Source organism: Roseateles sp. DB2 (assembly GCF_051857535.1).
Classification (GTDB): Bacteria; Pseudomonadota; Gammaproteobacteria; order Burkholderiales; family Burkholderiaceae_C; genus Roseateles_B.
In genome coordinates this window covers 114,915-140,360 of record NZ_JBPZGY010000003.1, presented here as the reverse complement: position 1 = coordinate 140,360, position 25,446 = coordinate 114,915, and the positions used below count along the sequence as shown (strand labels likewise).

Below are 25,446 nucleotides of genomic sequence, written 5' to 3'. Positions count from 1 at the left end.
CTCAGGCGCGCAAGCGCGCGCCCAGCTTTTCACCCAGGGCCGACAGCACCGTGGCCACGGCCTGTTCGATGCGTTCGTCCGTCAGCGTGGCTTCTTCGTCCAGCAACTCAAGACGGATCGCCATGCTGCGCTCGCCTTCTTTCAGCTCGCCGCTGGGCTGGGCCGGCTTGAAGATGTCAAACAGACGCGCCGAGCGTACCAGGGCATCCCCGGCCGTGCCGATGGTTTGCATCAAGGATTCGTGTGTGACGGTATCCGAGACGATCACCGCGATGTCACGCAGCACGGCCTGCTGGCGCGGCACGCCCTGCCCCACGGGCAGCGTGCGGGCCAGCACGGCATCCAGTTCCAGTTCGAACAGCACCGGTGCGCCGGCACCCTGGGGCAATTCGTAGGCCTGGCGCCACTTGGGATGCAGCTCGCCGATCACGCCGATGGGCTGGCCGTCCAGCTCCACACGGGCACTGCGGCCGGGATGCAGTGCCGGATGCGGGGCTGCCACGAAACGCAGCGGGCGCGGCGCGAACAGTGCTTCCAGATCACCCTTGACGTCGAAGAAATCGACAGCGCGGTCACGCTGGCTCCATTGCTGCTGGTCTGCCGGGCCAAAGGCCAGGCCGCCCAGGCGCATGGGCTGGGCGATGCCGGCCACGCTGGAGGCGCCGGTCTGCACCGAGGCGTCGCGCAGGAAGACCCGGCCGATCTCAAACACCCGCACGCGGCTGGCCTTGCGGGCCAGGTTGTGCCGCAGCACATTGAGCAGGCTGCCCATCAGGCTGGTGCGCATCACCGAGAGCTGGCTGGTGATGGGGTTCAGCAGGCGGATGGGGTTCTCCTCGCCGGCCAGCTCGCGCTCCCAGCGCTCCTCGACGAAGCTGAAGTTGATGGTCTCGAAGTAGTCGCGGGCAGCCACTGCATGACGCAGGGCATGCACGCCACGGCGCGATTCCGAGCGGGTCTTGGCCACCACCGGCGCCAGCGGCGGCGTGGACGGCAGCTTGCCGTAGCCCAGCACACGGATGACTTCCTCGATCAGATCCTCTTCCAGGCTGATGTCGAAGCGCCAGCTCGGTGGCGTGACGGTCAGCGTGCCATCACCCTCCACGAACGGCAGGCCCAGGCGACGGAACACGCCCGCGCATTCGTCTTGCGTGACCGGCATGCCGATCACCTTGGCGGCACGTGCCACGCGCAGGGCCACGGGCTTGGGCGCGGGCATGTTGACGCGCTGGTCCACCAGCGGACCGGCTTCGCCGCCGCAGATCTCCAGCACCAACTGGGTGATGCGCTCAATGTGCTCAGCGATGCTTTCCGGGTCCACGCCGCGCTCGAAGCGGTGGCCGGCGTCGGTGCTGAAGTTGTAGCGGCGGGCGCGGCCCATGACGGCTTCAGGCCACCAGAAGGCCGCCTCGATATAGACGTTGCGGGTGTCGTCAGAGACCGCCGTGTGGTCGCCACCCATGATGCCAGCCAGGGACTCGACTTGGCTCGCGTCGGCGATCACGCCCACCTTCTCGTCCAGCTCAACGGTATTGCCGTTCAGCAGCTTCAGCTGTTCGCCGGCCTTGGCCCAGCGCACCACCAGCTCGCTGTCGATCTTGTCCAGGTCGAAGATGTGCGAGGGGCGGCCCAGCTCGAACATGACGTAGTTGGAGATGTCCACCAGGGCAGACACCGAGCGCTGGCCGCAGCGCGCCAGGCGCTGCACCATCCAGGCAGGCGTCTGCGCCTTGTGATTGACATTGCGGACCACACGGCCGGCGAAGCGGCCGCAGAGGTCCGGGGCCTCCACGCGCACGGGCACGGTCTGGTCGACCACCGGCTTCACGGGCGAGATGGCCGGCAGTGTCAGCGGCGAGCCGGTCAGCGCGGCCACCTCGCGGGCCACGCCCAGCACAGAGAGGCCGTGGCCCAGATTGGGCGTGAGCTTCAGCGTGAAGAGCGTGTCGTCCAGGTTCAGGAACTCACGGATGTTCTGGCCGACGGGCGCATCCAGCGGCAACTCCAGCAGGCCGCCGTGGTCCTCGCTGAGCTTGAGCTCACGGGCCGAGCACAGCATGCCGAAACTCTCGACGCCGCGCAGCTTGCCCACCTTGATCAGGAAGGGCTTGCCATCCTCGCCAGGTGGCAGCTCGGCGCCCACGGTGGCCAGGGGCACCTTGATGCCGGCACGTGCATTGGGCGCGCCGCAGACGATCTGCAGCGGCTCGCCGTTGTTGAAGGACGGACCGGCATTGACCTTGCAGACCCGCAGTTTGTCGGCGTTAGGGTGCTGCTCGGCTTCCAGGATCTCGGCGACGACGATGCCGCTGAAGGGCGGCGCGGCCGGGCTCAGCTCCTCGACTTCCATGCCGGACATGGTCAGCAGCGAAGCCAGCTCTTGGGTGTTCAGGGGCGGATTGCAGAAGGCCCGCAGCCAGGACTCAGGGAATTGCATGGGATTCTCGTCAGCGTGTTCGGTGGTGTTCTTGCGATGCGCGATGCGTGTGATCGGGCCGCGGGGCTTACTTGAACTGGCTCAGGAAGCGCAGGTCGCCCTCGAAGAACAGGCGCAGGTCATTGACGCCGTAGCGCAGCATGGCCAGACGGTCGATGCCGGAGCCGAAGGCGAAGCCGATGTAGCGCTCCGGGTCCAGGCCCATATTGCGGATCACCTGCGGGTGCACCTGGCCGGCGCCCGAGACCTCCAGCCAGCGGCCCTTGAGCGGGCCGGTCTCGAACATGATGTCGATCTCGGCGCTGGGCTCGGTGAAGGGGAAGTAGCTGGGGCGGAAGCGCAGCTGCAGGGCGTCGGTCTCGAAGAAGGCCGTGATGAAGTTCAGGTAGACCGACTTCAGGTCCTTGAAGCTGATGTTCTCACCCACCCACAGGCCTTCGACCTGGTGGAACATGGGCGAGTGCGTGGCGTCGCTGTCCACGCGGTAGGTGCGGCCCGGGGCGATGACGCGGATCTCGGGCATCGCCTCCTGGCCGGCATAGCGCTTGGCGTGGGCCTGCGCGTAGCGGATCTGCATGGGACTGGTGTGGGGGCGCAGGTTGAACCAGCGGCCGCCTTCGTCCTTCATGTCCACGTAGAAGGTGTCCTGCATGGAACGGGCAGGATGGTTCTCGGGGTTGTTCAGCGAGGAGAAGCTGAACCAGTCCGTCTCGATCTCGGGGCCATCGGCCACGTCGAAGCCCATGGAGCCGAAGATGGCCTCGATGCGCTCCATGGCACGCGTGATGGGGTGCAGGCCACCGGTACCGCGCTGACGGCCGGGCAGGCTCACATCGAGGGCCTCGGCCTTGAGCTGCTTCTCCAGCTCGGCATCGGCCAGGGCCTGGCGGCGGGCATTCAGGGCCGCCTCGATGCCCTGCTTGAGCTGGTTGATCTCGGCACCGCGGGTCTTCTTCTCCTCGACCGGCAGTGCGGCCAGGCCCTTCATCAGCTCGGTCACCTGGCCGGACTTGCCCAGAAATCGCGCCTTGGCGTTCTCCAGGTCGGCAGGGGTGGAGGCCTGGGCAAATTCAGCCTGGGCGCTTTGCAGCAATTGGGCGAGATCGTTCATCGCAGCGGCGGACTCGTAAGCAGTAAAGCAATAAGAAAAGGCCGAACACCAGGGTGTCGGCCTTCAAGGGGTGCGCACCCCGGCTGGACACCGGGGCCGCCCTGATGCGGCTTGCACCGCACCGGGACATTTAGGCGAGAGCGGCCTTCACCTTGGCGAAGATGCTGGCAAAACCAGCCGGATCGTTGACGGCGAGATCAGCCAGGACCTTGCGGTCGATGTCGATCTGGGCCTTCTTCAGGCCAGCCACGAACTTGCTGTAGCTCAGACCCAGGCCACGGCTTGCCGCGTTGATACGGGCAATCCACAGCTGGCGGAACACGCGCTTCTTGGCACGGCGGTCACGGTAGGCGTACTGGCCTGCCTTCATCACCGCCTGCTTGGCGATGCGGAAGACATTCTTACGACGACCACGGAAGCCCTTGGCCAGAGCCAGGACCTTCTTGTGACGAGCACGTGCGGTAACACCACGTTTGACGCGAGGCATGTTGTATCTCCTTAAATCGCGGGATTACAGACCGGCATAGGGCAGCATCGCAGCGATGTGACCCATGTTGGTTTCATGCACGTTCACGGCACCGCGGAGCTGGCGCTTGTTCTTCGTGGTCTTCTTGGTCAGGATGTGGCGCTTGTAGGCCTGACCGCGCTTGACGGTACCACCCGGACGGACGCGGAAACGCTTCTTGGCGCCGCTCTTGGTCTTCATTTTGGGCATGACTGCTCCTTTTAAATGCGTCCCCTGGGGCGGTTGCGGGCCTCGCAACACTTGCCAGCCTCAGGGAGACTAATAAGCCCGCCGACGACCAGATCGACGGGCCTGAACCATGGGCCTGCAAGCAGGCCCTTTGCTACGTCCATCGGCATACAGCCGACCACGTTGTCGCCCAAAGGGCGACTGAAACCTTCGACAGCGCAGCCTTTCGGGCCGTCCGCCGGGCCGCCCCAAGGACGGCCTCTTGCAATCAAAACCGGGCCAAGGCCCGGTTTTGATTGCACCCCCTCGGGGGGTGGGCCCGCGTACTCGCGGGCCCGGGGGCAAACATCAGCGCTTCTTGGGGGCCAAAACCATGATCATCTGCCGCCCTTCCAACTTGGGCATGTGCTCGACGACCGCCACATCCGCCAGCTCGTCACGGATACGCTCAAGCAGGCGCATGCCGATGTCCTGGTGGGTGATTTCGCGACCACGGTAACGCAGCGTCACCTTGCCCTTGTCACCATCCTCGGCGATGAAGCGGCGGAGATTGCGCATCTTGATCTGGTAGTCGCCTTCGTCCGTACCCGGGCGGAACTTGACTTCCTTGACCTCGATGACCTTCTGCTTGGCCTTGGCCTCGGCCGCGCGCTTCTGCTCCAGGTACTTGAACTTGCCATAGTCCATCAGCCGGCAAACCGGCGGATTGGCAGTGGCGGAGATCTCGACGAGATCCACATCCATATCGCCCGCCATGCGCAGGGCTTCCTGGATGCTCACGACACCGATGGGTTCGTTCTCCGGGCCGTTCAGACGGACCTCGGGAGCAAGGATTTCGCGGTTCAGCCGATGCTTACGCTCGGGAATCGCACGACGGTCAGCAAAAGTAGCGATGGTGCCACCCTTTCAATGAGCCCAAGGCAAGGGGCCCGGCAATAAGCAAAAGCGCGCCCAACTCCAACCACTCAGGCCTTGTTGGTGATGTCCGCCGCCAGCCTCTCAGTGAAGCTGGCTAGCGACATCACACCCAGGTCCTGGTTGCCACGGGCGCGCACCGCAACGGCTCCATTTGCCTTCTCCTTGTCACCGACGACAAGAATGTATGGAACCTTCTGCAAGGAATGCTCGCGGATTTTATACGTGATCTTTTCGTTGCGCAAATCCGCGGCGACCCTAAGCCCTTGTTTTTGCAGCGATTTCACGATTTCAGCCACGTAATCGGCCTGGGCATCCGTGATATTGGCCACCACGACCTGGGTCGGAGCCAGCCAAACGGGCAGCGCGCCGGCATGCTGCTCGATCAGGATGCCGATGAAACGCTCCAGACTGCCCACGATGGCACGGTGCAGCATGACGGGGCGCTGGCGGCTGCCATCCTCGGCCACGAACTCGGCGTCAAGGCGCTCCGGCATGTTGGGATCAACCTGGATGGTGCCGCACTGCCACTGGCGGCCCAGCGCGTCCTTGAGTGTGTACTCGATCTTGGGGCCGTAGAAGGCGCCCTCGCCCGGCAGGTACTCGAATTCGCAGCCCGAGGCGCGCAGGCCCTCGGCCAGGGCAGCCTCAGCCTTGTCCCAGCTCTCTTCGGTGCCGATGCGCTGCTCGGGGCGCGTGGACAGCTTGTAGAGGATCTCGGTGAAGCCGAAGTCCTTGTAGACCTTCTGCAGCAGGGTCGTGAATGCCGTGACCTCGGCCTGGATCATGTCTTCCGTGCAGAAGATGTGGCCGTCGTCCTGTGTGAAGCCGCGCACGCGCATGATGCCGTGCAGACCGCCGGTGGGCTCGTTGCGGTGACACTGGCCGAACTCGCCGAAACGCAGCGGCAGGTCGCGGTAGCTCTTGATGCCCTGCTTGAAGATCAGGATGTGACCGGGGCAGTTCATCGGCTTGAGCGCGTAGTCACGCTTCTCCGACTCCGTCGTGAACATGTTCTCTCGGTACTTGTCCCAGTGGCCGGTCTTCTCCCACAGCGTCTTGTCGATGATTTGCGGACCCTTGACCTCCAGGTAGCCGTTCTCGCGGTAGACGCGGCGCATGTACTGCTCCACCTCCTGCCAGACCGTCCAGCCCTTGGGGTGCCAGAACACCACGCCGGGGGCATGCTCGTCAATGTGGAAGAGGTCCAGGTCCTTGCCCAGGCGGCGGTGGTCGCGTTTCTCGGCCTCCTCCAGCAGGGTGAGGTACTTCTGCAGATCGTCCTTGGACGCCCAGGCCGTGCCGTAGATGCGCTGCAGCTGCTCATTGCGGTGATCGCCGCGCCAGTAGGCGCCCGCCACCTTCATCAGCTTGAAGTGCTTGAGCTTGCCCGTGGAGGGCACGTGGGGGCCGCGGCAAAGGTCAGTGAAGGCGCCCTCCGCGTAGAGGGACACGTCCTCGCCCTGCGGGATGGACTCGATGATCTCGGCCTTGTAGGCCTCGCCGAGGCCCTTGAAGTAGGCCACGGCCTCGTCGCGCGGCAACACCGAGCGCACCACCTTCTCGTCCTTCTTCGCCAGCTCGGCCATCTTGGACTCGATGGCGACCAGGTCGTCCGGCGTGAAGGGTCGCTTGTAGCTGAAGTCGTAGTAAAAGCCGTTCTCGATGACCGGGCCGATGGTGACCTGGGCCTCGGGGAAGAGTTCCTTGACCGCGTAGGCCAGCAGGTGGGCCGTGGAGTGGCGGATGATTTCAAGGCCGTCGGCGTCCTTGTCGGTGACGATGGCCAGTTGGGCGTCGGACTCGATCAGGTGGCTGGTATCAACCAGCTTGCCGTCGACCTTGCCGGCCAGCGCGGCCTTGGCCAGGCCAGCGCCGATGGAGGCGGCCACTTCGGCCACGGTGACGGCCTGCGGGAACTCGCGCTTGGAACCGTCAGGCAGTTGGATGGAAATCATGGGGTGCTCCGAATCGCAAGGGCTCCGGTGTTCGTGCGTCATGGCAGCTTGAACGGAGCCCGGAAATGAAAAAGCGCGGCCTGGTGCCGCGCTTTGTTCGGGAGGCATCACCGGATCGGGGTGATGGGGTGATGCCCAAAGACGAGACGTGCCGCGGCCGACTATGCTCCGGTGGAGGTCGTAGTTCGCGGTGTCATAACCATCTCGCCTTTCTCAGCCCTTGTTCGTCAAAGAGGGCTTGATTGTAGCCCCAAGATGCCCGGAGCCCGCGACGGCTGCTCAGTAGCGCTGCAGCCGTCCATCAACAATGCGCACACGGTCACCGCTGCGCAGGCCGTCCAGACGTTCGAAATCGAAGGCCTGCTCGCCCCCGCGCTCCAGCCGCACCCAGACGCGGTAGCGGGATCCACCACCACGGTTGCCGTCGCGCTCAATCTCGTTGCCGATCACGGCCCCCACGACGGCGCCGATGGCGGTCGTGACGCCCCGGTCGTGGCGATTGCCCATCTCGTGCCCGATCACCCCGCCAATGACACCGCCCGCCACGGCGCCCGCGCCGGAACTACCGCGATCACCGCCGCGGCCGTGGGCCTCGATGCGAGCCACGGTGCCGTACAGCACGCGATCGCTGCCGTAGCGGCCGGGCGGCGGGGTGTAGCGACGGTCCTCGTAGCGCCTGTCCTCATAGCGGCCGCCGTCATAGGCCCGGCCGTCGCCATGGACCTGGCCATCGTCCCAGTCGCGGCGGCGCTCATGGGCGCAGCCCGCCAGTGTCAGCAGGGACAGGACCGACAAGGCGGCAGCCAAAGTCCAGGAGCGAGGATTGGAGGAAGACATGGGCAGTACCCACAGGGAAGTCAGGACAGCCCCCCAACGCGCGAGGCCTGTTTTTGGTTGATGCCGCGGCAACTTGTTACACGCTCACAGGGGCAAGGCCTGGATCGAGTCCTGCCTGCAGGCCTCCGCAAACTCATCCCTGAGGCGCTGGCTTTCGTCGATGGCACGGCGCCAGGCGGCGGCGCGGGCGGCCACATCATCGCCATAGCGCTGGAAGTCGGCCCGATCGGGCAGCTTGGCGTTGGGCAGGGTGCGCACCCAGTCCGGGTGCGGGGCCAGCAGCACCACGTTGTCCAGGAAGGCGGTGGCACGGTGACGGTGCTTGAGGCCCTTGTCCAGCCAGCCCGGCACGACCGCGCGCTGGAAATGCGGATAGAGCACAACCCCCTCCCCCACCATGGCGGCGTAATTGAGGTGCAGGTGGTAGTCGGTGATGCCGCCATCCCAGTAGGCGCCGGCCGGCGCGCCGGCGATGTCATGCACGGCCTGCAGCCAGAAGGGAATGGAGCAGCTCGCCAGCAGCGCCGTCTGCAGATTGCGCGCGTTCAGCCCCACCTGGCGGCTGCGGTAGTCCCGCAGGTCCATGGGCAGGGGTGAGCGCAGGTCCGAGAACACCACGCGCTCCAACCAGCGGCCCATGGCCCGCCGTGACAGGGCATTAGCGGCAAAGGCCGCGGCATAGCCCATTGGCGTGCGCCAGCGGTGCTCGCGCGCCAGCAGGCCATGCCCGCGGGAGGTGAAGAGGTGCAGACGCCAGCGGGGATGGCTCAGCACCTGAGCCTCCCGGCCGCCAAAGACCTCATCCAGCTTCCGACCAAAGCCCCGCGACACAATTGCCGCCGTGGGCGACTTGCCCGGCTCGCTCTCGTACTGCTGGTGGATGTATTCCTCGGCCAGGCGCTGGAACTCGGGGACCGCGTCAGCAGGGCGATGCGCCAGACAGGCCGTGCTCATGCGCCAGGCGCCGATCGACGCACCCAGCAGGTGAACTTCCTGCCGACTGCCGGACAGCCAGTCGCCAAAGATGTACTGGTCCAGCGGATTGAGGATCAGCCCCTTGGGCCCGCCAGCCGCTGCAGGGATGACCTGGACGTCCTGAGGCCGCAGCCCCTGCTGCGCCAAACGGACGCGGGCCCGAGGGCCCGCGAAGATCTGCAATGCTTTCGTCATGGGCGCGATTAGAACCGCTGACGAAAGCCCGAGCGGATCAGAGCTTCATTTCCAGGCCGACGTTGAAGTTGGTGCGGCCTTGACGATCGCTGCGACTGCCGTAGCCACTGCTAAGCGTGGTGCTGTTCCAGGTGTCCACCGGCACGAAGTTGTTGGCCGCAATGCGCAGAGCGGTCGTGCGGCTGAAGGACCATTGCGCGAACACGTCCAGCGAGCGGCTGCGCGATTGCGCCACGCCCTGGCTGGCCGTCTGCCGCGTGGCATAGCCGGGGGTGTAGGCCAGGCTGGCGCCGGTGCTGAGCGGCAGGCTGGTGAAGCGGTAGTCAAAGCCCAGGTTGGCAGACCAGGGTTGCTGGCCTTCCAGACGGTTGTTGGGCCCTTCCACGGCCTCGACCCTGGAGCGGTAGATGTTCAGCGCGCTGCGCAGGTTCAGGGGCAGCTTGGCGTCAAACAGCGCGGGGAAGAGCTCGCCTGCGCGGCCCTTGAGCTCCAGCTCCAGGCCGCTGCTCTGGGCCTTGGAGATGTTGACCGGCTGAGAGATCCAGCGCGGCACGCCGGCCCAGCTCACGGTCTGCAGCGAGACCACGTTGCGGATCAGGTCCTTCACCTCGCGATGGAAGACGCCAATGCTGAGCATGCCGCCACCGGTGAAGTACTTCTCATAGGCCAGATCCAGACCCGTGGCCAGTTCCGGCTTGAGCAGGGGGTTGCCCAAGCGGTCGGGAGAGAGCTCGCTGTTGGGCTTGCTGACATCCGGGAACAGGCTGCTGATGCCGGGCCGCGCCAGCATGGCATTGAGTTCGGGCGCCTTGTAACTGCGCGTCAGGCTGGCGCGGATCAGGTCGCGACCCTTGGGGTCGAGCTTGTAGTTGAGGTGCCACAGGGGCGTCAGCACCGAGCTGGTGTTGCGGATGGTGCTGTCCAGGCCACGGCTCTCGGTGACGATGCGTTCATTGCGCAGGCCCAGGTAGGTGGACCATTGCGGGGACAGCTCCCACTCGTCCTGCACAAAAAAGGCCTGGCGCTGGATGCGCGCGCCGAAGGGCTGGCCGTCAAAGTCGGGCAGCTGCGGACGGCCCAGCTCGGCGACGGTGCGTTCCTCGTCGCGGCGGCGCCATTCAAGGTCCCAGCCCAGGGTCAGGCTGTGGGCATCACCGATCAGCTGGCCGAACTTGCCGGCCTGGGTCACGCTGCGATCTTCGTTGGAGCCCGTGGTGAGGCGGCGCTCGGCGTGATCGCGGTAGGTCTGGCTTCGGAAGGTGCCGCCGGAATCGCCGGCACCGAGCTTGAGCTCCAGCTTCTGGGTGTCATTGAAGCGGCGCGACCACTGAGAGTTCAGGCGGATGTTGTGCCACGTGCCCTTGTTGAGCGCGTCGTCGTCCAGCACCGCATTGGGCGTGGCCGATTCGGTGACAAAGGTCTGGCGGTTGTTCCAGAAGCCCTTCTGGATGAAGGCCTGGAGGCTGGCGTTCTCCTCGTCGGAGATCTTCCAGTTGATGCGCGGGGCGGTGTTGAAGCCATGACCCCAGAAGGCCTGCTCGTTGTCCTGCAGCGAGTCCGCGCTGAGGCCGTCAGCGCCTGGCATGTGGCGCGCATTGCGGGCATCGTTCTGGCCACGCCACTCGAACAAGGACACCGGCAGCGAGTAGGCAAAGCCGCCCTGGCGCGAGCCATAGGTGAAATTGGCGCCAGGCGTGGGGCGCACGGCGTTGTAGCCAAAGCCCACGCGCAGGTCTTTCTGCGTGACCTTGGGGGCTTCCTTCAGGATGATGTTGATGGCGCCGGCCACCGCCTGCGCGCTCTGGTCCGCCGTAGGGCCCTTGGTGACCTCGATGCGCTCGACCTGGGCTGGGTTCAACTGGGTGAAGTCGAAGCCGGGAGGCGCCGGATCGCCGTTGATCAGGATGAGGGTGTAGCCCGCGCCCAGGCCGCGCATACGGGGCCCGCCGCCCTGCATGTCCACGCCAGGCAGGCGCTTGAGCACGTCGGCGAGGTTGCTGTCGCCGTACTTGTCCATCTCCTCGCGGCCGTAGATCTGCTTGGCCACAGGGGCGCGGCGGCGCAGCTCGGTGTCGCTTTGCGGGCGGGCGGTGATCTCGACCCGCTCCAGCTTGTTGCCTTGCTGAGGGCGTGCCTGGGGATCTGCCCCTTGCGGCATTTCCTGGGCCATTGCCGGCAGGGCGCTCAGGGAGGTTAGAGCAAGCGCCGCAGCAGCGGCAATAGGGTGAAGGCGCACGGATACTCCTGGACGGCGTCCTGTTCGTCGGACTGGGGCGCACGATAGCGGCGCCAGCGCACACTGTCAGCCCCGCTGCGACCAGCGGCGGTTTCAGCGGCGTCACTGGTCTGTGCCGGCGCCGAAATGCCGGAATCAGCGCTTGCCCTGCAGCTTGGCGAAAGCAGCGGCCATGGCATTGCCAGCCGGCGCGGCCGGCGCGGCGGAACGGCCCGGCCGCTCATTGCGGGCGGCGGGGCGGAAGCTGTTGTCCGCCTTGGCGCCCCCGCGCGGCGCGGCGGCGTCCAGCTTCATGGTCAGGGAGATGCGCTTGCGGGCCAGGTCGACCTCCAGCACCTTGACCTTGACGATGTCGCCCGTCTTGACTACCTCGCGGGCGTCGTTGACGAACTTGTTGGACAGCTGGCTCACATGCACCAGTCCATCCTGGTGCACGCCCAGGTCCACGAAGGCGCCGAACTGCGCCACGTTGGAGACCGTGCCCTCGAGAATCATGCCCTCGGCAAGGTCCTTGATGTCCTCGACGCCCTCGTTGAAGCGCGCCACCTTGAAGTCCGGGCGCGGGTCGCGGCCGGGTTTCTCCAGCTCGGCCAGGATGTCCTTGACGGTGATGGCGCCGAAGCGCTCGTCGGCAAAGGCCTCCGGCCTGAGGCTGCGGATCACATCGGACTTGCCCATGACTTCCGTGATGGGGCGGCCGACCTGACCCAGGATGCGCTGCACCACCGGGTAGGTTTCGGGGTGCACGCCAGAGAGGTCCAGCGGGTTGTCGCCATCCCGGATGCGCAGAAAGCCTGCCGCCTGCTCGAAGGTCTTGGGGCCCAGGCCGGTGACGTCCAGCAGCTGCTGGCGGTTACGGAAGGCGCCGTTGGCATCGCGCCAGCGCACGATGGAACCCGCCACCGTGGCCGACAGACCGGACACACGCGACAGCAGCGGGGCCGAGGCCGTGTTGAGGTCCACCCCCACCGAGTTCACGCAGTCCTCGACCACCGCATCCAGCGTGCGCGCCAGCTCGCTCTGATTGACGTCATGCTGGTACTGGCCCACGCCGATGCTCTTGGGGTCGATCTTCACCAGTTCGGCCAGCGGATCCTGCAGGCGGCGGGCGATGGACACGGCGCCGCGCAGGCTCACGTCCAACTCCGGCAGCTCCTTGGAGGCGAACTCCGAGGCCGAGTAGACCGAGGCGCCGGCTTCGCTCACCACGACCTTCTCGATGTGAGTGCCCGGGGCCAGTTGCTGGATGCGCTTGATGAGATCGGCGGCGAGCTTGTCGGTCTCGCGCGAGGCGGTGCCATTGCCGATGGCGATCAGGTTCACGCCATGCGTCGCGCACAGACGGCCCAGGGTGTGGATGGAACCTTCCCAATCCTTGCGCGGCTCATGGGGGTAGACGGTGGAGGTATCCAGCACGCGGCCGGTGTCGCTCACCACGGCCACCTTCACGCCAGTGCGGATGCCCGGATCCAGGCCCATCACCACGCGCTTGCCGGCCGGCGCGGCCAGCAGCAGGTCGCGCAGGTTCTCGGCGAAGACCTTGATGGCCACGCGCTCGGCCTCTTCCCGCAGGCGGGCGAAGAGATCGCGCTCCAGGCTCATCGAGAGCTTGACCTTCCAGGTCCAGGCCACGGTCTTGCGGATGAGCTCGTCGGCTGGGCGCTTGCCATGGCTCCAGCCCAGGTGGCGGGCGATGCGGCCCTCGGCCAGCGAGGGCTGGCCGGGCAGGATCTCTTCATCGAGCACCAGCTTGGCGTCCAGGAACTCCTGCGTGCGGCCACGGAAGACGGCCAGTGCGCGGTGCGAGGGCACGGTCTTGATGGGCTCGGCGTAGTCGAAGTAGTCGCGGAACTTGGCCACGTCGGCGTTGTTCTCGTCCTTGCCTTCCATGAGCTTGGACTTGAACAGGCCCTCCTCCCACAGCCACTCGCGCAGCTTGCCGATCAGCACGGCGTCCTCGGCCCAGCGCTCGGAGAGCAGGTCCCGCACGCCGTCCAGCACCGCATAGGCATCGGCAAAGCCGGCCTCGGCATTGATGAAGGCCTGCGCCTCGGCCGCCGGATCCAGCGAGGGGTCAGCAAAGAGCTTGTCCGCCAGGGGCTCCAGGCCCGCCTCGCGGGCGATCATGCCCTTGGTGCGGCGCTTGGGCTTGTACGGGAGGTACAGGTCTTCCAGCTCCTGCTTGGTCGGCGCGGCCTCGATGGCACCGCGCAGCTCGGGCGTCAGCTTGCCCTGCTCCTCGATGCTCTTGAGCACCGCGGCGCGGCGATCCTCCAGCTCGCGCAGATAGCCCAGGCGGGACTCCAGCTCGCGCAGCTGGCTGTCGTCCAGCCCATCGGTGACTTCCTTGCGGTAGCGGGCGATGAAGGGCACGGTGGCCCCGCCATCGAGCAGTTCCACGGCCGCGTTGACCTGGGCCGGGCGAACATTCAGCTCGGCGGCAATCTGAAGCAGGATCTTGTCCAAGACGTCTGGAAGGGAAATGCTGAAAGCGCGCGAGTGTGCCACAGCGCCCGCACGGGCTCGTTTCGGGGCGTTTCAGCCGCGGCGAGCCAGGTAGGCCGCCGCGCCCTCGCCCGCCACCCAGCCGCTGGCCATGCTGGCCGTCAGCAGATAGCCGCCGGTGGGGGCCTCCCAGTCCAGCATCTCACCGGCGCAGAAAAGGCCCGGCCGCTGGCGCAGCATCAGGTGCTCGTCCAGGCTCTCCAGCCGCACGCCGCCGGCCGTGCTGATGGCCTCGGCCACGGGCCGCGCGGCAGCCAGGTGCAGCGGCAGGCGCTTGAGGGTGCGGGCCAGCAGCAGCGCATCCTGCACTTCGCCCTTGTCCAGCACCTCGTACAGCAGCGCCGCCTTCAGCCCCTCGATGCCCAGACGGCTCTTGAGATGCGTGGAGAGGGAACGCGGGCCGCGCGGTCGCCGCACCTCGGCCAGCACTTGGGCCTCGTCGTGGTTGGGCAGCAGGTCCAGGTGCAGCAGGGCCTCGCCGAACTCGGCGATCTCCTCGCGCAGCAGGGCCGAGGCCGCATAGACCAGCGAGCCCTCGATGCCGCTGGCCGTGATCACGAACTCGCCCTGGCGCTCGAAGCGACGGCCACTGCGGCCCTCGAAGATCAGGCGCACCGGCTTCACCGGCTGACCGGCCCAGCGTTCGATGAAGAAGGCCGACCAGCCCGGCTCGGCCACGCCGACGCGGCGCGGGCCCAGGTCGAAGCCGCAGTTGGCGGCGCGCAGCGGAGCGACCTCGGCACCGGCCTCGCCCAGCAGGCCCTGCCACTGTCCGGTGGAGCCCAGTTGCGGCCAGGAGGCACCGCCCAGCGCCAGCACCAGGGCGGCAGGCGCGGGCACCGTGTGTTCGCCCTCGGGCGTGGCAAAGCGCAGCGCACCGTCGGCATCCCAGCCCAGCCAGCGCTGGCGCATGTGGAAGCGCACGCCCGCGGCGCGCAGGCGCTGCAGCCAGGCGCGCAGCAGAGGCGCGGCCTTCATGTCGGTCGGGAAGACGCGGCCCGAGCTGCCGACGAAGGTCTCGATGCCCAGGCCGGCCGCCCACAGACGCAGCCCCGGTCCGTCGAGCCGGTCCAGCCAGGGCCGCACGGCCCCGGCACGCTCGGCAAAGCGCTGCTCGAAGGCCTCGCGGCCCTCGGAATGCGTCAGGTTGAGGCCGCCCTTGCCTGCCAGCAGGAACTTGCGGCCCACGGTGGGCATGGCGTCGTAGAGGTCGACACGCAGGCCCGCCAAGGCCAGCCGCTCGGCTGCCATCAGGCCCGCGGGACCTCCGCCGATGACCAGGGCTTGTGCGGGTGTGGGGGCTTGAGTGGACATGGCGGGACTTCAGCAGGCGGGCCGGCAGTGTGCCAGAAGTGGCCGACTGCGCGGCCCCGCCCTGCCTCAAGCCTGGCGCAGCGCCGCCACCAGCTGCTCGCGCAGGGCCGGCTTGTCCTGGAAGGGATCGGTCGGCTTGCGCTGCTGCAGCACGTCTTCCAGGCGCGTCCGCACCCCACCCAGCACCTGCGGGTGGCTGAAGATGTAGAAACGGTCCTCGTCCATGGCCTGGAAGACCAGGGCGGCCACATCCGCCGCCGTGACCTTGCCGGCGCTGACCGCCTTGTCCGTCATGGCCTGGGAGACCAACTGGCTACGGCTGGGCTTGTCCATGGGATGGTCAGGCGTGCGGTTGCGGTGGCTCTGCGAGATGCCGGTGGGCACGAAGTACGGGCACAGCACCGAGCAGCGCACCTGATCGCTGACGAGGGTCAGGTCTTGATAGAGCGTCTCGCTGAGGCTCACCACGGCGTGCTTGCTGACGTTGTAGACGCCCATGTTCGGCGGATTGAGCATGCCGGCCATGGAGGCGGTGTTGACGATATGCCCTTCGTAGGACGGATCCGCCTCGGCCGCGGCCAGCATCATGGGCGTGAACAGGCGCACGCCATGGACCACGCCCATCAGGTTGACGCCCAGCACCCATTCCCAGTCGGACAGGCTGTTCTCCCAGATCAGGCCGCCCGAGCCCACGCCGGCGTTGTTGAAGACGAAGTGAGGCGCTCCGAAGCGTGCCTGCACCGCATCGGCCAGGTCCTGCATCTGATCAGCCTTGGCCACGTCCACCTGACGCAGCAGCAGGGGGTGGCCGGCGAACTCGGCCTCCAGCCCTGCCAGGGCGTCGGCCTGCACATCGCAGAGCACGAGGTTCATGCCGCGCTGCGCGGCCAGGCGGGCGACCTCGAGGCCGAAGCCCGAGGCGGCGCCGGTGATCACGGCCGTGCGGCCTTGGTACTGCTTCATCGAGTCACTCCACGGGCGCCGCGTCGCGGCACATGTCGATATGGGGGATGCCGTCCTCGTCGTAGACAGGCGTGACCGCCCGGAAGCCGAGGCTGGCGTAGAAATCCTGCAGATGGGCCTGGGCGCTGAGCTCCTGGCCGACGCCAGGCCAGCGCTGCTCGCACTCGCGCAGGGCCTGGCGCACCAGCGACCGGCCCTGGCCCTGGCCGCGCAGGGCCGGCGATGTGAGCACACGGCCGATGGCGGCGCGCTGCTGCTGCGGCCCCTTGAGACCTGGCGGCAGCAGGCGGGCGTAGGCCAGCAGGCGCCCGGTGGCGTCCCGGCCCATGACGTGCAGGCAGTCGCGGTCACGGCCGTCGGTGTCCAGGTAGAGGCAGCGCTGCTCGACGACGAAGACCTCGTTGCGCAAGGCCAGCATCTCGTAGACGCCCTCGGCATCCAGGGCCTGCAGGGGCAGGCAGGACCAGAAGAGCGGCCCCATCAGACGAGCTTCACCAGCTGCTTGCCGAAGTTGCGCCCCTTGAGCAGCCCCAGGAAGGCCTCGGGCGCGGCGGCCAGGCCCTCGGCCACGGACTCGCGGTACTTGAGCTTGCCGGTGGCCACCATCATGCCCAGCTCCTTCAGCGCCTCGGGCCACAGTTGCATGTGCTCGGAGACGATGAAGCCCTCGATCTTCATGCGGTTCACCAGGATCAGCTGCGGCGCCATCATGGGGATGGGCTCGCCGTTGTAGCCCGAGATCATGCCGCACATGGCAATGCGGCTGAAGGCGTTGGCGCGCAACATCACGGCGTCCAGGATCATGCCGCCGACGTTCTCGAAGTGGCCATCTATGCCCTGCGGGCAGGCCTTCTTGAGCGCGGCGCTGAGCGATTTCAGGTCGCGGTGCTCCTTGTAGTCAATGCAAGCATCAAAGCCCAGCTCCTCGACCACGTAGCGGCACTTGTCCGGGCCGCCGGCAATGCCCACGGCGCGCGCGCCGCGCGCCCGGGCCAACTGGCCCACGGCGCCACCCACGGCACCGCTGGCGGCGCTCACCACCACGGTCTCGCCAGCCTTGGGCTTGATGATCTGGGTGAGGCCGTACCAGGCCGTCACGCCCGGCATGCCCACGGCGCCCAGGTAGGCCGACAGGGGGATGTGGGTGGTGTCCACCTTCTGCAGGACGCCGCGCTGGCCGGCATCGACCAGTTGGTATTCCTGCCAGCCGCCCATGCCCACGACCTTGTCGCCGGCCTTGAACTGCGGATTGCGGGACTCGACCACCTCGCCCACCGTGCCGCCCATCATGACCTGGTCGAGGGGCTGCGGGTCGGCATAGCTCTTGGCGTCGTTCATGCGGCCGCGCATGTAGGGATCGAGGCTCAGATAGTGGTTGCGCACCAGCACCTGGCCCTCCTGCACGGCGGGCATCGGGGCTTCGACCAGGCGGAAGTTGTCCGTCGTCGGCTCTCCGGCGGGGCGGGACACCAGGTGGATCTGGCGGTTGATGCTCATGGGGCTCTCCTCAATGTCTGGGGGTGCTCAGGGTCGCGGCACCGGTGCGGGGATTGAATCATGGCCCATCCGTGAAGCCCGTCTCGAGGGCGACAAAAACGAACGATCGTTCGTATGTTTCCAGTAAGTAAACGATTGCAACAATAAGTTTCAAAAGAAGGACTCAATGCAGTCGCTCTGGCGCAGAGAGTCATTTTGCAATCGATGCGCATTCTTCGTCTCCCTGGAGCCCCTATGCAACTGACGAACTTCAAGATCGGAACCCGCCTGCTGGTGGCCATGCTGCTGGTGGCGCTGCTGGGCGTGCTGATCGGCATCGCGGCCCTGCGAAGTCTGGCGCATGTGGCGGAGAACGGTCAGACCATGTACAGCAGTGAGTTCCTTGCCGCCACCAACGTCAAGCAGGCGAACATCGACCTGCTGTACGTCGACCGAGACCTGCGCAACGTGCTGCTTGCGCCCACGCCGGAGAAGCGGGCCGCCGCCCGGCAAAGCATTGCCGAGGATCTCCAGTTGATGCATGCCAACTTGGCGAAGGCCTTCCCGCTTTACTACACCGAGGCAGGCAAGGCGGAGGTGGCCAAAGCGCAGGCACTGCTCGCCCAATGGGAGCTCGCCTTGAACAGCATGCTGGGCAAGCTGGCCGAGGGCTCCGACCAGGAAGTCGCTCAAGCGCATCTGTACGAGACCTATTCCCCCCTCGCCCAGCGGCTGGATCAACAGCTGACCGTCTTGGCCCAGCGCAAGGAGGCCAATGCCAGACGAGAGGCTGAAGAAGACATGGGCACCTACGAGAGCAGCCGTCATCTGGTGATCGGCCTGATCCTGGCCAGCCTGGCCGCCGCCGCCTTCATGGCGCTCTACCTCGCACGCCAGGTCAGCCAGGGGCTGCAGCGCGCGGTGGCATCGGCCCGCGCCATGAGCGAGGGCGACATGAGCCGGAGCCTGCATGTCCAAGGCCGTGACGAAGTGGCACAGCTCGCCACCGCGCTGGAGGAGATGCGCAGCAAGCTGAGGGAGGTGGTGCAGACGGTGCGTGCCAACGCTGAGAGCGTGGCCACCGGCAGCGCCCAGATCGCCACCGGCAATTCCGACCTCAGCCAGCGCACCGAGGAGCAGGCCAGTGCCCTGGAGCAGACCGCCGCCACCATGGACGAGCTGGGCTCCACCGTGCGCAACAACGCCGACAACGCCCAGCAGGCCAATCAGCTCGCGCTCAATGCCTCCGAAGTGGCTCAGCGCGGCGGCGGCGTGGTGACCGAGGTGGTCGAGACCATGAAGGGCATCAACGAGAGCTCGCGCCGCATCGCAGACATCATCGGCGTGATCGATGGCATCGCCTTCCAGACCAATATCCTGGCCCTGAATGCCGCGGTGGAAGCCGCACGCGCAGGCGATCAGGGCCGCGGCTTCGCCGTGGTGGCAGGCGAGGTCCGCACGCTTGCGCAGCGCAGCGCGGAGGCGGCCAAGGAGATCAAGTCCCTGATCGGGGCCAGTGTCGAGCGCGTCGAGCAGGGCACACAGTTGGTCGACCGGGCCGGCAGCACCATGGACGAGGTGGTGAGTGCCATTCGCAGCGTGACGGACATCGTGGGCGAGATCAGCGCGGCCAGCCGCGAGCAGAGCAGTGGCATCGGCCAGGTCGGCGAAGCGGTGACCCAGATGGACAGGGTCACGCAGCAGAACGCCGCCCTCGTCGAGGAAAGCGCCGCGGCGGCCGAAAGCCTCAGGAACCAGTCCGCGCAGTTGCTCGAGGTGGTGGCTTTCTTCCGACTGCAAAGCGGCGCCGCGGCGCGCTAGCGCGATGCCAAGCCTGGAGATGGGCGCTGCCGCTGCCCCTGCATTCGGCACTGCCGTCCCTGCGACATCCATCACGGAGAAGCGGGCCGGCGTGGCGGCTGAAATCGGTTGCCAAACCGACAGGCCCCGCGGCCATGACATAGACTGCCGGCCGTGTTGATTCCTGCCCTGACTCGGTGCCGGCTCCTGCGTCATGGGCTGGTCTTGCTGCTGGGCCTGGCCCTTGCGCAGGCCCAGGCGCTTGAGTTGCGCCTGTGCCAGACCGATTCGCCACGCTATGACTACCGTCTCGCCCTGACACGTCTCCTGCTGGAGAAGACGGCGCAGCGCGGCGAGTCCTCCACCCTGAGCCGCCATGGCCTCGGGGCGGACCCCTCGCAGGACCGCTGCCTGGAACTGCTGCGCAGCGGCGAGGTGGACCTGGTCTACCTGCCGCCCAACCCGGCACGGATGGCAGAGTTTGCAGTGCTGCCCATCGACCTGCATGCCGGGCGCCTGGGCTACCGGCTGCTACTGATCCGCAAGGAGGACGCACCGCGCTTCGCCCGTGTCCACCGCCTGGACCAGCTGCGCAGCCTCACCGGCGGATTCGGCCGCCAGTGGGCCGACCTGGCCGTGTTCGAGGCCAACGGCCTGCCCGTCGTCGCTGGACCAGGCACCGAGGCCTTGCTCGGCATGCTGCGCGCCCGGCGCTTCGACTATCTGCAGCGCGGCGTGTCCGAGGCCTATGCCGAGCTGGCCAGCTTTGGCGGGGACAGCGATCTCATGGTCGAGCCCCACCTGGCCCTGCTCTATGCCCTGCCGGTCTACTTCATGGTACGCAAGGACCGCCGGCCCCTGCTACAGCGCCTGCAACGAGGCCTGCAGCTCGCGCAGCAGGACGGCAGCTTCCGGCGGCTGCTGGACCAGCACCAGGGGCGGGACTGGGCCCGTGCGGCCATCGAGCGTCGACAGGTGCTGGAACTGAAATCGCCCTGGCCCGAGTTGACACCGCCTTCGCTCGAGCGCTGAAGGCCGCTTGCCGCGGTACCGCAGCCGGGCTCAGTCCGCTTCGCGGCGCTGCAGGGACTTGAGCTGGCGCCCCTTCCCCGGCAGGGCACGCAGGTACTTGAAGGTGGCGGTGGCGTGGGCGCAGAGCCGGCCATCCTCGCCGAGCACCCGCCCCTCGCAAAAGGCCATGGTGGCCGTGTGATGCAGCAGTTCGCCCTGGGCACGCAGCTCGCCCTCGGCAGGGCGCATAAAGCTGGTCTTCATCTCGATGGTGACCACGCCCGGGCCCATGCCTTCCTGGTGCATGTGGATGCTGCGCGCGGCATGCGCCATGGCCACGTCCAGCAGGCTCATCAGCACGCCGCCGTGGGCCACCTCCCAGGAATTGAGATGCCCCTCGCGGATGTCCACCCGCAGCTCCGCGCGGCCCTCACCCAGGCTGTGCAGCTCGAAACCCAGCTGCTCGACAAAGGGGATGCGAACGGGAAAGGACAGGGGCGGCGTGCGTTTCATGCGCGCAGTCTAGCGGCGGCGCGGCCTCAGACGCCGTGGATGGCTGACACGCCGCCGTCCACGGCCAGCACCTGCCCGGTGATGTGCTTGCCGGCGCGGGAGGCGAACAGCAGGGCCGCGCCCTTGAGGTCATCCTCGTCGCCCAGGCGGCGCAGGGGCGCGGCCTCGGCGATCTTGTCCTCGCCCACGGTGGCGAGCAGGCCCTGCGTCATCTTGCTGGGGAAGAAGCCCGGGGCCAGGGCATTTACCGTGATGCCGTAGCGGCCCCATTCGCCGGCCAGCGCACGGGTGAAGTTCACGGCGGCGCCCTTGCTGGTGTTGTAGGCGATGGTCTTCATCATCGGCGGATTGCCGCCCAGGCCGGCGATGGAGGCCACGTTGATGATGCGGCCGTGGCGGCGCGGGATCATGCAGGCCTTGGCCGCCGCCTGGCTCATCACGAAGAGGCTGCGGATGTTGAGGTTCATCACCTTGTCCCAGGCCTCCAGGGGATGGTCCTCGGCAGACGCACCCCAGGTAGCACCGGCGTTGTTGACCAGGATGTCGATCTGGCCGAGGCGCTCCATCGTCTGGTCCACGATGCCGCGGGCCTGGGTCTCGTCGGCGGCGTCGGCGGCAATCCAGCGGGCATCGATGCCGCGGGCCTGCAGGTGCGCCACGGCTTCCTCCAGGTCCGGGGCCTTGCGCGAGCTGAGCATGATCTTCGCGCCAGCCTCGCCCAGGCTCTCGGCAATCTGAAGCCCCAGGCCGCGCGAGCCGCCGGTGACCAGGGCCACCTGGCCGCTGAGGTCGAACAAGTCCTGCACCTTGGTGCTCATGGGAAGTCTCCTTGAAGTCTTGACCGGGGAACGTTCAGAACCAGGCGTCTTGCACCTGGCGACACAGCGCCTCACGGCGCTGCACCACGGCCAGCCAGGGCGGGAGGCGCGGCAGCTCGTAGGCGAAGAAGTAGGCCTGTGCGGCACGCTTGCCCTGGGCGAAGTCGCTGGCGTCGTCCGGTGCGAGCGCCAGCACCACGTCCAGCCAGATCCAGGCCAGCACCGTGTGGCCGAAGGCCTGCAGATAGGGCGTGGCATTGGCCAGCGCGGCTTCGGGCTCACCCGTGGCCCAGGCGGCCTTGGTGGCGGCGCCCACCTGCGCCAGGGCCTGGGCGAGCTGGTTCGCCGCCTCGGCAAGACCTGGCACCTGGCCGGCGGCCGCGATGGTCTCGTTCATGCGGCGGGCCAGCGCCATCAGCGCCGCACCGCCTTCCATCACCACCTTGCGGCCCAGCAGGTCCAGGGCCTGGATGCCGTGCGTGCCCTCGTGGATCATGTTGAGGCGGTTGTCGCGCCAGTACTGCTCCACCGGGAAGTCGCGCGTGTAGCCGTAGCCGCCCAGCACCTGGATGGCCAGGGAGTTGGCCTCCAGGCACCACTCGCTGGGCCAGCTCTTGGCGATGGGGATCAGCACCTCCAGCAGCAGGCGCGCGCGGCCTGCGCCTTCGGCATCGGCCGTGTGCTGCTCGTCGACCAGGCGGGCGCAGAACAGTTCCAGGGCCAGCGCCCCTTCCACATAGCTCTTCTGCGCGAGCAGCATGCGCTTGACGTCGGCATGCTCGATGATGGGCCGCTGGGGCGAGGCGGCGTCCTTGCCCGCTGCCGTCATGGGCCGGCCCTGCGGCCGCTGCCGGGCGTAGGCCAGGCTGGCCTCGTAGCCGGCATAGCCCAGCATGGTGGCGCCCAGGCCCACGCCAATGCGGGCCTCGTTCATCATGTGGAACATGGCCTTGAGGCCCTCGCCCGGTGCCCCGACGCGATAGCCGATGGCCCCACCCTGCCCGCCCGGCTGGTGGCGGCCCTCGCCGAAGTTCAGCAGGCAGTTGGTGGTGCCGCGGTAGCCCAGCTTGTGGTTGAGGCCAGCCAGCACCACGTCGTTGCGCTCGCCGGTGAGCCGGCCTTCGGCATCGACCAGCCACTTGGGCACGATGAACAGCGAGATGCCGCGCACGCCGGGCACCAGCCTGCCATCGGGGCCGGGGATCTTGGCCAGGACCAGGTGAACGATGTTCTCGCGCAGCTCATGCTCGCCGCCCGAGATCCACATCTTGTGGCCGCGCAGGCGGTAGCGCGGGCCGAGGGGATCGGCCTCGAAGGCCTCACCGTCCGGCTCGGCCCGCGTGGCCACGTCGGACAGCGAGGAGCCGGCCTGCGGCTCCGACAGGCACATGGTGCCGAACCAGCGGCCCTCGAACTCGCGGCTCGCAAAGACCTCGCGCTGCCGCGGCGTGCCATGGGCCATCAGCAGGTTGGCATTGCCGTTGGTGAGCATCGCGTAGGCGCCCAGGGCGATGCAGGCCTTGCTGAAGAAGGCATTGGCCGCCATCTCCACGGTGCAGGGCAGCTGCATGCCGCCGTGCTCGTAGTCCTGGGCGGCGCTGAGCATGCCGGAGTCGACATAGGCGTCCAGCGCCTCGCGCGTGGCCTCGGGCAGGTGCACACGTTCGCCGTCGAAGTGGGGCTCCTGGGTGTCGAGCAGGCGGTTGACGGGGGCGAACTTCTCGCGGGCGATGCGCTCGCAGGTATCCAGCACGGCGTCAAAGGTCTCGCGGCTGTGGTCCGAGAAGCGCGCGCGCTGGCTCAGGGTCTGCGCCTTCAGCCAGTCGTAGAGCAGGAAGTCGAGGGTGTCGCGCATGGCGATCTCCAGCAGTCGTTGCGCCGTGGGCGCCAGGGTGGCTTCAGGGTGGTTTCAGGCCGTGGTGATCGCCATGGTGGCGGACGCCTTCATGACCAGGGTGCGGGTCTCGCCGTCCACGGCATGGACCTCGGCCTCGGTGAAGCTCAGCGTGCGCCCGGCCTTGATCACCCAGGCCTCGCAGTCCAGCTGCTGGCCGCGGGCGCCTCGCAGCAGGCTGGTCTTGAGCTCGGCCGTCAGCACCCAGTGGCCGGCGGGCGCCAGGGTCTGGGCGGCCGAGCCCATGCTGTGATCGGCCAGGGAGGCCAGCACGCCCGCATGCACCAGGCCCGTGTGCTGGCGCAGGCCCTCGCGGATGGCCAGGCGCATGCGCACCCGGCCCGCCTCCACGGCCACAGCCTGCACGCCCAGCTCGACCATGAAGGGAGAGCGGGCGATGAAGCCCTGCAGCGTGGCGAGGTCCAGTTCCATGGCAGCTCCAGTCCGGGCCGCCTGCGCAGGCCCGAGGCATCAGGGGATGGGGGTCAGAGCACTTCGAAGACGCCCGCGGCGCCCATGCCCCCGCCGATGCACATGGTCACGCACACCCGCTTGGCGCCGCGGCGGCGGCCTTCCAGCAGGGCGTGGCCGGTCAGGCGCTGGCCCGACATGCCGTAGGGGTGGCCCACGGCGATGGCGCCGCCATTGACGTTCAGCCGCTCCATGGGGATGCCCAGGGTGTCGGCGCAGTAGAGCACCTGCACGGCAAAGGCCTCGTTGAGCTCCCACAGGTCGATGTCGTCCACGCCCAGGCCCAGGCGCTTGAGCACCTTGGGAATGGCGTAGACGGGGCCGATGCCCATTTCATCGGGCTCGCAGCCGGCCACGGCAAAGCCCAGGAAGCGGCCCAGGGGCTGGAGGCCCTGCTGCTGGGCGTAGCGCTCGCTGACCAGCACGCAGGCCCCGGCGCCATCGGAGAACTGGCTGGCATTGCCCGCGCTCACCACGCCGCCCGGCAGCGCGCTGCGCAGGTCCTTGATGCCTTCGTAGGTCGTGCCCTCGCGCAGGCCTTCGTCCACGCTGATGCTGAGCTCGCGCGTCATCAGGCCCTGCACCTTGTCCACCACGCCGGCGGTGACGGTGATGGGGGCGATCTCCTCGGCAAAGAGGCCGGCCGCCTGCGCGGCGCAGGCCTTCTGCTGGCTGGCGGCGCCGTAGTGGTCCTGGCGCTCGCGCGAGATGCCGTAGCGCTTGGCCACGTTCTCGGCGGTCTGCAGCATGGTCCAGTAGATCTCGGGCTTGTGCTTGGACAGCCAGCTCTCCGCGATCATGTGCTTGTTCATTTCCTGCTGCACGCAGGAGATGCTCTCCACGCCGCCGGCCACGTAGACATCGCCCTCGCCGGCCATGATGCGCTGGGCGGCCAGAGCGATGGTCTGCAGGCCGCTGGAGCAGAAACGGTTGACCGTCATGCCTGCGACGCTGATGGGCAGACCGGCGCGCAGCGCGATCTGGCGGGCGATGTTGTTGCCCGTCGCCCCCTCGGGGAAGGCGCAGCCCATCAGCACGTCCTCGACGGCATCCGGCGCGATGCCGGCGCGCTCGACGGCTGCCTGGACCACATGGCCGCCCAGGGTGGCGCCGTGGGTCATGTTGAAGGCGCCCTTCCAGCTCTTGGCGAGCGGGGTGCGGGCGGTGGAAACAATCAGTGCTTGGCTCATGAAAAACTCTCCGCGATGAGGCGAGAACAACCCGCCGCAAACCTCAACCCAATCCCAGCGGTGCCCGAGGATCCGGCTGCGCCGGGCCTGCGGGCCCGACTCCTCGCCAGGCTGGGAGGGTCCGCTGGCCCCT

Annotated in this window: 21 protein-coding genes; 2 read left to right on the top strand and 19 right to left on the bottom strand. The window is 67.5% G+C overall.

The window, feature by feature from the left end; all coding sequences use genetic code 11:
* Position 1: 1 nt before the first annotated feature.
* The 14 genes from pheT to ACS5PK_RS05585 form a co-directional block, all read right to left on the bottom strand.
* The gene (pheT, locus tag ACS5PK_RS05650) at positions 2 to 2,437 is read right to left on the bottom strand and encodes a phenylalanine--tRNA ligase subunit beta (protein WP_439439283.1); all 2,436 of its coding nucleotides are present in this window, start codon (positions 2,435 to 2,437) and stop codon (positions 2 to 4) included.
* A gap of 67 nt (positions 2,438 to 2,504) precedes the next feature.
* Entirely contained in the window at positions 2,505 to 3,548 is a 1,044-nt protein-coding gene (pheS, locus tag ACS5PK_RS05645; RefSeq protein ID WP_439439282.1) for a phenylalanine--tRNA ligase subunit alpha, read from the bottom strand.
* A gap of 130 nt (positions 3,549 to 3,678) precedes the next feature.
* Positions 3,679 to 4,035 (bottom strand): 50S ribosomal protein L20, encoded by a 357-nt coding sequence (gene rplT / locus ACS5PK_RS05640; protein WP_058934277.1) that lies wholly within the window; start codon positions 4,033 to 4,035, stop codon positions 3,679 to 3,681.
* A 24-nt stretch (positions 4,036 to 4,059) separates the two neighbouring features.
* Entirely contained in the window at positions 4,060 to 4,263 is a 204-nt protein-coding gene (gene rpmI / locus ACS5PK_RS05635) for a 50S ribosomal protein L35 (protein ID WP_183104755.1), read from the bottom strand.
* 327 nt (positions 4,264 to 4,590) lie between these two features.
* Positions 4,591 to 5,136 (bottom strand): translation initiation factor IF-3, encoded by a 546-nt coding sequence (gene infC / locus ACS5PK_RS05630; protein WP_269630523.1) that lies wholly within the window; start codon positions 5,134 to 5,136, stop codon positions 4,591 to 4,593.
* 71 nt (positions 5,137 to 5,207) lie between these two features.
* On the bottom strand, positions 5,208 to 7,115 hold the full coding sequence (gene thrS / locus ACS5PK_RS05625; protein WP_439439281.1) for a threonine--tRNA ligase: 1,908 nt from the start codon (positions 7,113 to 7,115) through the stop codon (positions 5,208 to 5,210).
* 279 nt (positions 7,116 to 7,394) lie between these two features.
* Complete coding sequence (locus tag ACS5PK_RS05620) at positions 7,395 to 7,910, bottom strand: glycine zipper 2TM domain-containing protein (RefSeq protein WP_439439280.1); 516 nt, start codon at positions 7,908 to 7,910, stop codon at positions 7,395 to 7,397.
* 126 nt (positions 7,911 to 8,036) lie between these two features.
* Positions 8,037 to 9,122, bottom strand: coding sequence for a patatin-like phospholipase family protein (locus ACS5PK_RS05615; protein ID WP_439439279.1), 1,086 nt, complete (start codon positions 9,120 to 9,122; stop codon positions 8,037 to 8,039).
* A 37-nt stretch (positions 9,123 to 9,159) separates the two neighbouring features.
* Complete coding sequence (locus tag ACS5PK_RS05610) at positions 9,160 to 11,358, bottom strand: TonB-dependent receptor plug domain-containing protein (RefSeq protein WP_439439278.1); 2,199 nt, start codon at positions 11,356 to 11,358, stop codon at positions 9,160 to 9,162.
* A gap of 135 nt (positions 11,359 to 11,493) precedes the next feature.
* The gene (locus ACS5PK_RS05605; RefSeq protein ID WP_439439277.1) at positions 11,494 to 13,824 is read right to left on the bottom strand and encodes a Tex family protein; all 2,331 of its coding nucleotides are present in this window, start codon (positions 13,822 to 13,824) and stop codon (positions 11,494 to 11,496) included.
* 72 nt (positions 13,825 to 13,896) lie between these two features.
* The gene (locus tag ACS5PK_RS05600; RefSeq protein WP_439439276.1) at positions 13,897 to 15,177 is read right to left on the bottom strand and encodes an NAD(P)/FAD-dependent oxidoreductase; all 1,281 of its coding nucleotides are present in this window, start codon (positions 15,175 to 15,177) and stop codon (positions 13,897 to 13,899) included.
* A gap of 66 nt (positions 15,178 to 15,243) precedes the next feature.
* On the bottom strand, positions 15,244 to 16,140 hold the full coding sequence (locus ACS5PK_RS05595; RefSeq protein WP_439439275.1) for an SDR family oxidoreductase: 897 nt from the start codon (positions 16,138 to 16,140) through the stop codon (positions 15,244 to 15,246).
* 4 nt (positions 16,141 to 16,144) lie between these two features.
* On the bottom strand, positions 16,145 to 16,621 hold the full coding sequence (locus tag ACS5PK_RS05590) for a GNAT family N-acetyltransferase (RefSeq protein ID WP_439439274.1): 477 nt from the start codon (positions 16,619 to 16,621) through the stop codon (positions 16,145 to 16,147).
* On the bottom strand, positions 16,621 to 17,637 hold the full coding sequence (locus tag ACS5PK_RS05585) for an NADP-dependent oxidoreductase (RefSeq protein WP_439439273.1): 1,017 nt from the start codon (positions 17,635 to 17,637) through the stop codon (positions 16,621 to 16,623). Before ACS5PK_RS05585 ends, ACS5PK_RS05590 begins: the two co-directional genes overlap by 1 nt.
* Positions 17,638 to 17,871: 234 nt before the next feature.
* On the opposite strand from ACS5PK_RS05585, the gene ACS5PK_RS05580 reads away from it, so the two are divergent.
* Both ACS5PK_RS05580 and ACS5PK_RS05575 read left to right on the top strand, forming a co-directional pair.
* Complete coding sequence (locus tag ACS5PK_RS05580) at positions 17,872 to 19,437, top strand: methyl-accepting chemotaxis protein (protein ID WP_439439272.1); 1,566 nt, start codon at positions 17,872 to 17,874, stop codon at positions 19,435 to 19,437.
* A gap of 153 nt (positions 19,438 to 19,590) precedes the next feature.
* On the top strand, positions 19,591 to 20,448 hold the full coding sequence (locus ACS5PK_RS05575; RefSeq protein ID WP_439439271.1) for a substrate-binding periplasmic protein: 858 nt from the start codon (positions 19,591 to 19,593) through the stop codon (positions 20,446 to 20,448).
* 30 nt (positions 20,449 to 20,478) lie between these two features.
* Here ACS5PK_RS05575 and ACS5PK_RS05570 read toward each other — a convergent pair whose 3' ends face one another.
* The 5 genes from ACS5PK_RS05570 to ACS5PK_RS05550 are packed head-to-tail and all read right to left on the bottom strand — an operon-like array spanning position 20,479 to position 25,313.
* Positions 20,479 to 20,940 (bottom strand): PaaI family thioesterase, encoded by a 462-nt coding sequence (locus tag ACS5PK_RS05570; RefSeq protein ID WP_439439270.1) that lies wholly within the window; start codon positions 20,938 to 20,940, stop codon positions 20,479 to 20,481.
* Between the two features lie 26 nt (positions 20,941 to 20,966).
* A complete protein-coding gene (locus ACS5PK_RS05565; protein WP_439439269.1) occupies positions 20,967 to 21,758 on the bottom strand; it encodes an SDR family oxidoreductase in 792 nt (263 codons plus the stop codon).
* Between the two features lie 34 nt (positions 21,759 to 21,792).
* On the bottom strand, positions 21,793 to 23,619 hold the full coding sequence (locus ACS5PK_RS05560) for an acyl-CoA dehydrogenase (protein WP_439439590.1): 1,827 nt from the start codon (positions 23,617 to 23,619) through the stop codon (positions 21,793 to 21,795).
* Positions 23,620 to 23,667: 48 nt separating this feature from the next.
* The gene (locus ACS5PK_RS05555; RefSeq protein ID WP_439439268.1) at positions 23,668 to 24,084 is read right to left on the bottom strand and encodes a PaaI family thioesterase; all 417 of its coding nucleotides are present in this window, start codon (positions 24,082 to 24,084) and stop codon (positions 23,668 to 23,670) included.
* 53 nt (positions 24,085 to 24,137) lie between these two features.
* Complete coding sequence (locus tag ACS5PK_RS05550; RefSeq protein ID WP_439439267.1) at positions 24,138 to 25,313, bottom strand: acetyl-CoA C-acyltransferase; 1,176 nt, start codon at positions 25,311 to 25,313, stop codon at positions 24,138 to 24,140.
* Positions 25,314 to 25,446: the final 133 nt, after the last annotated feature.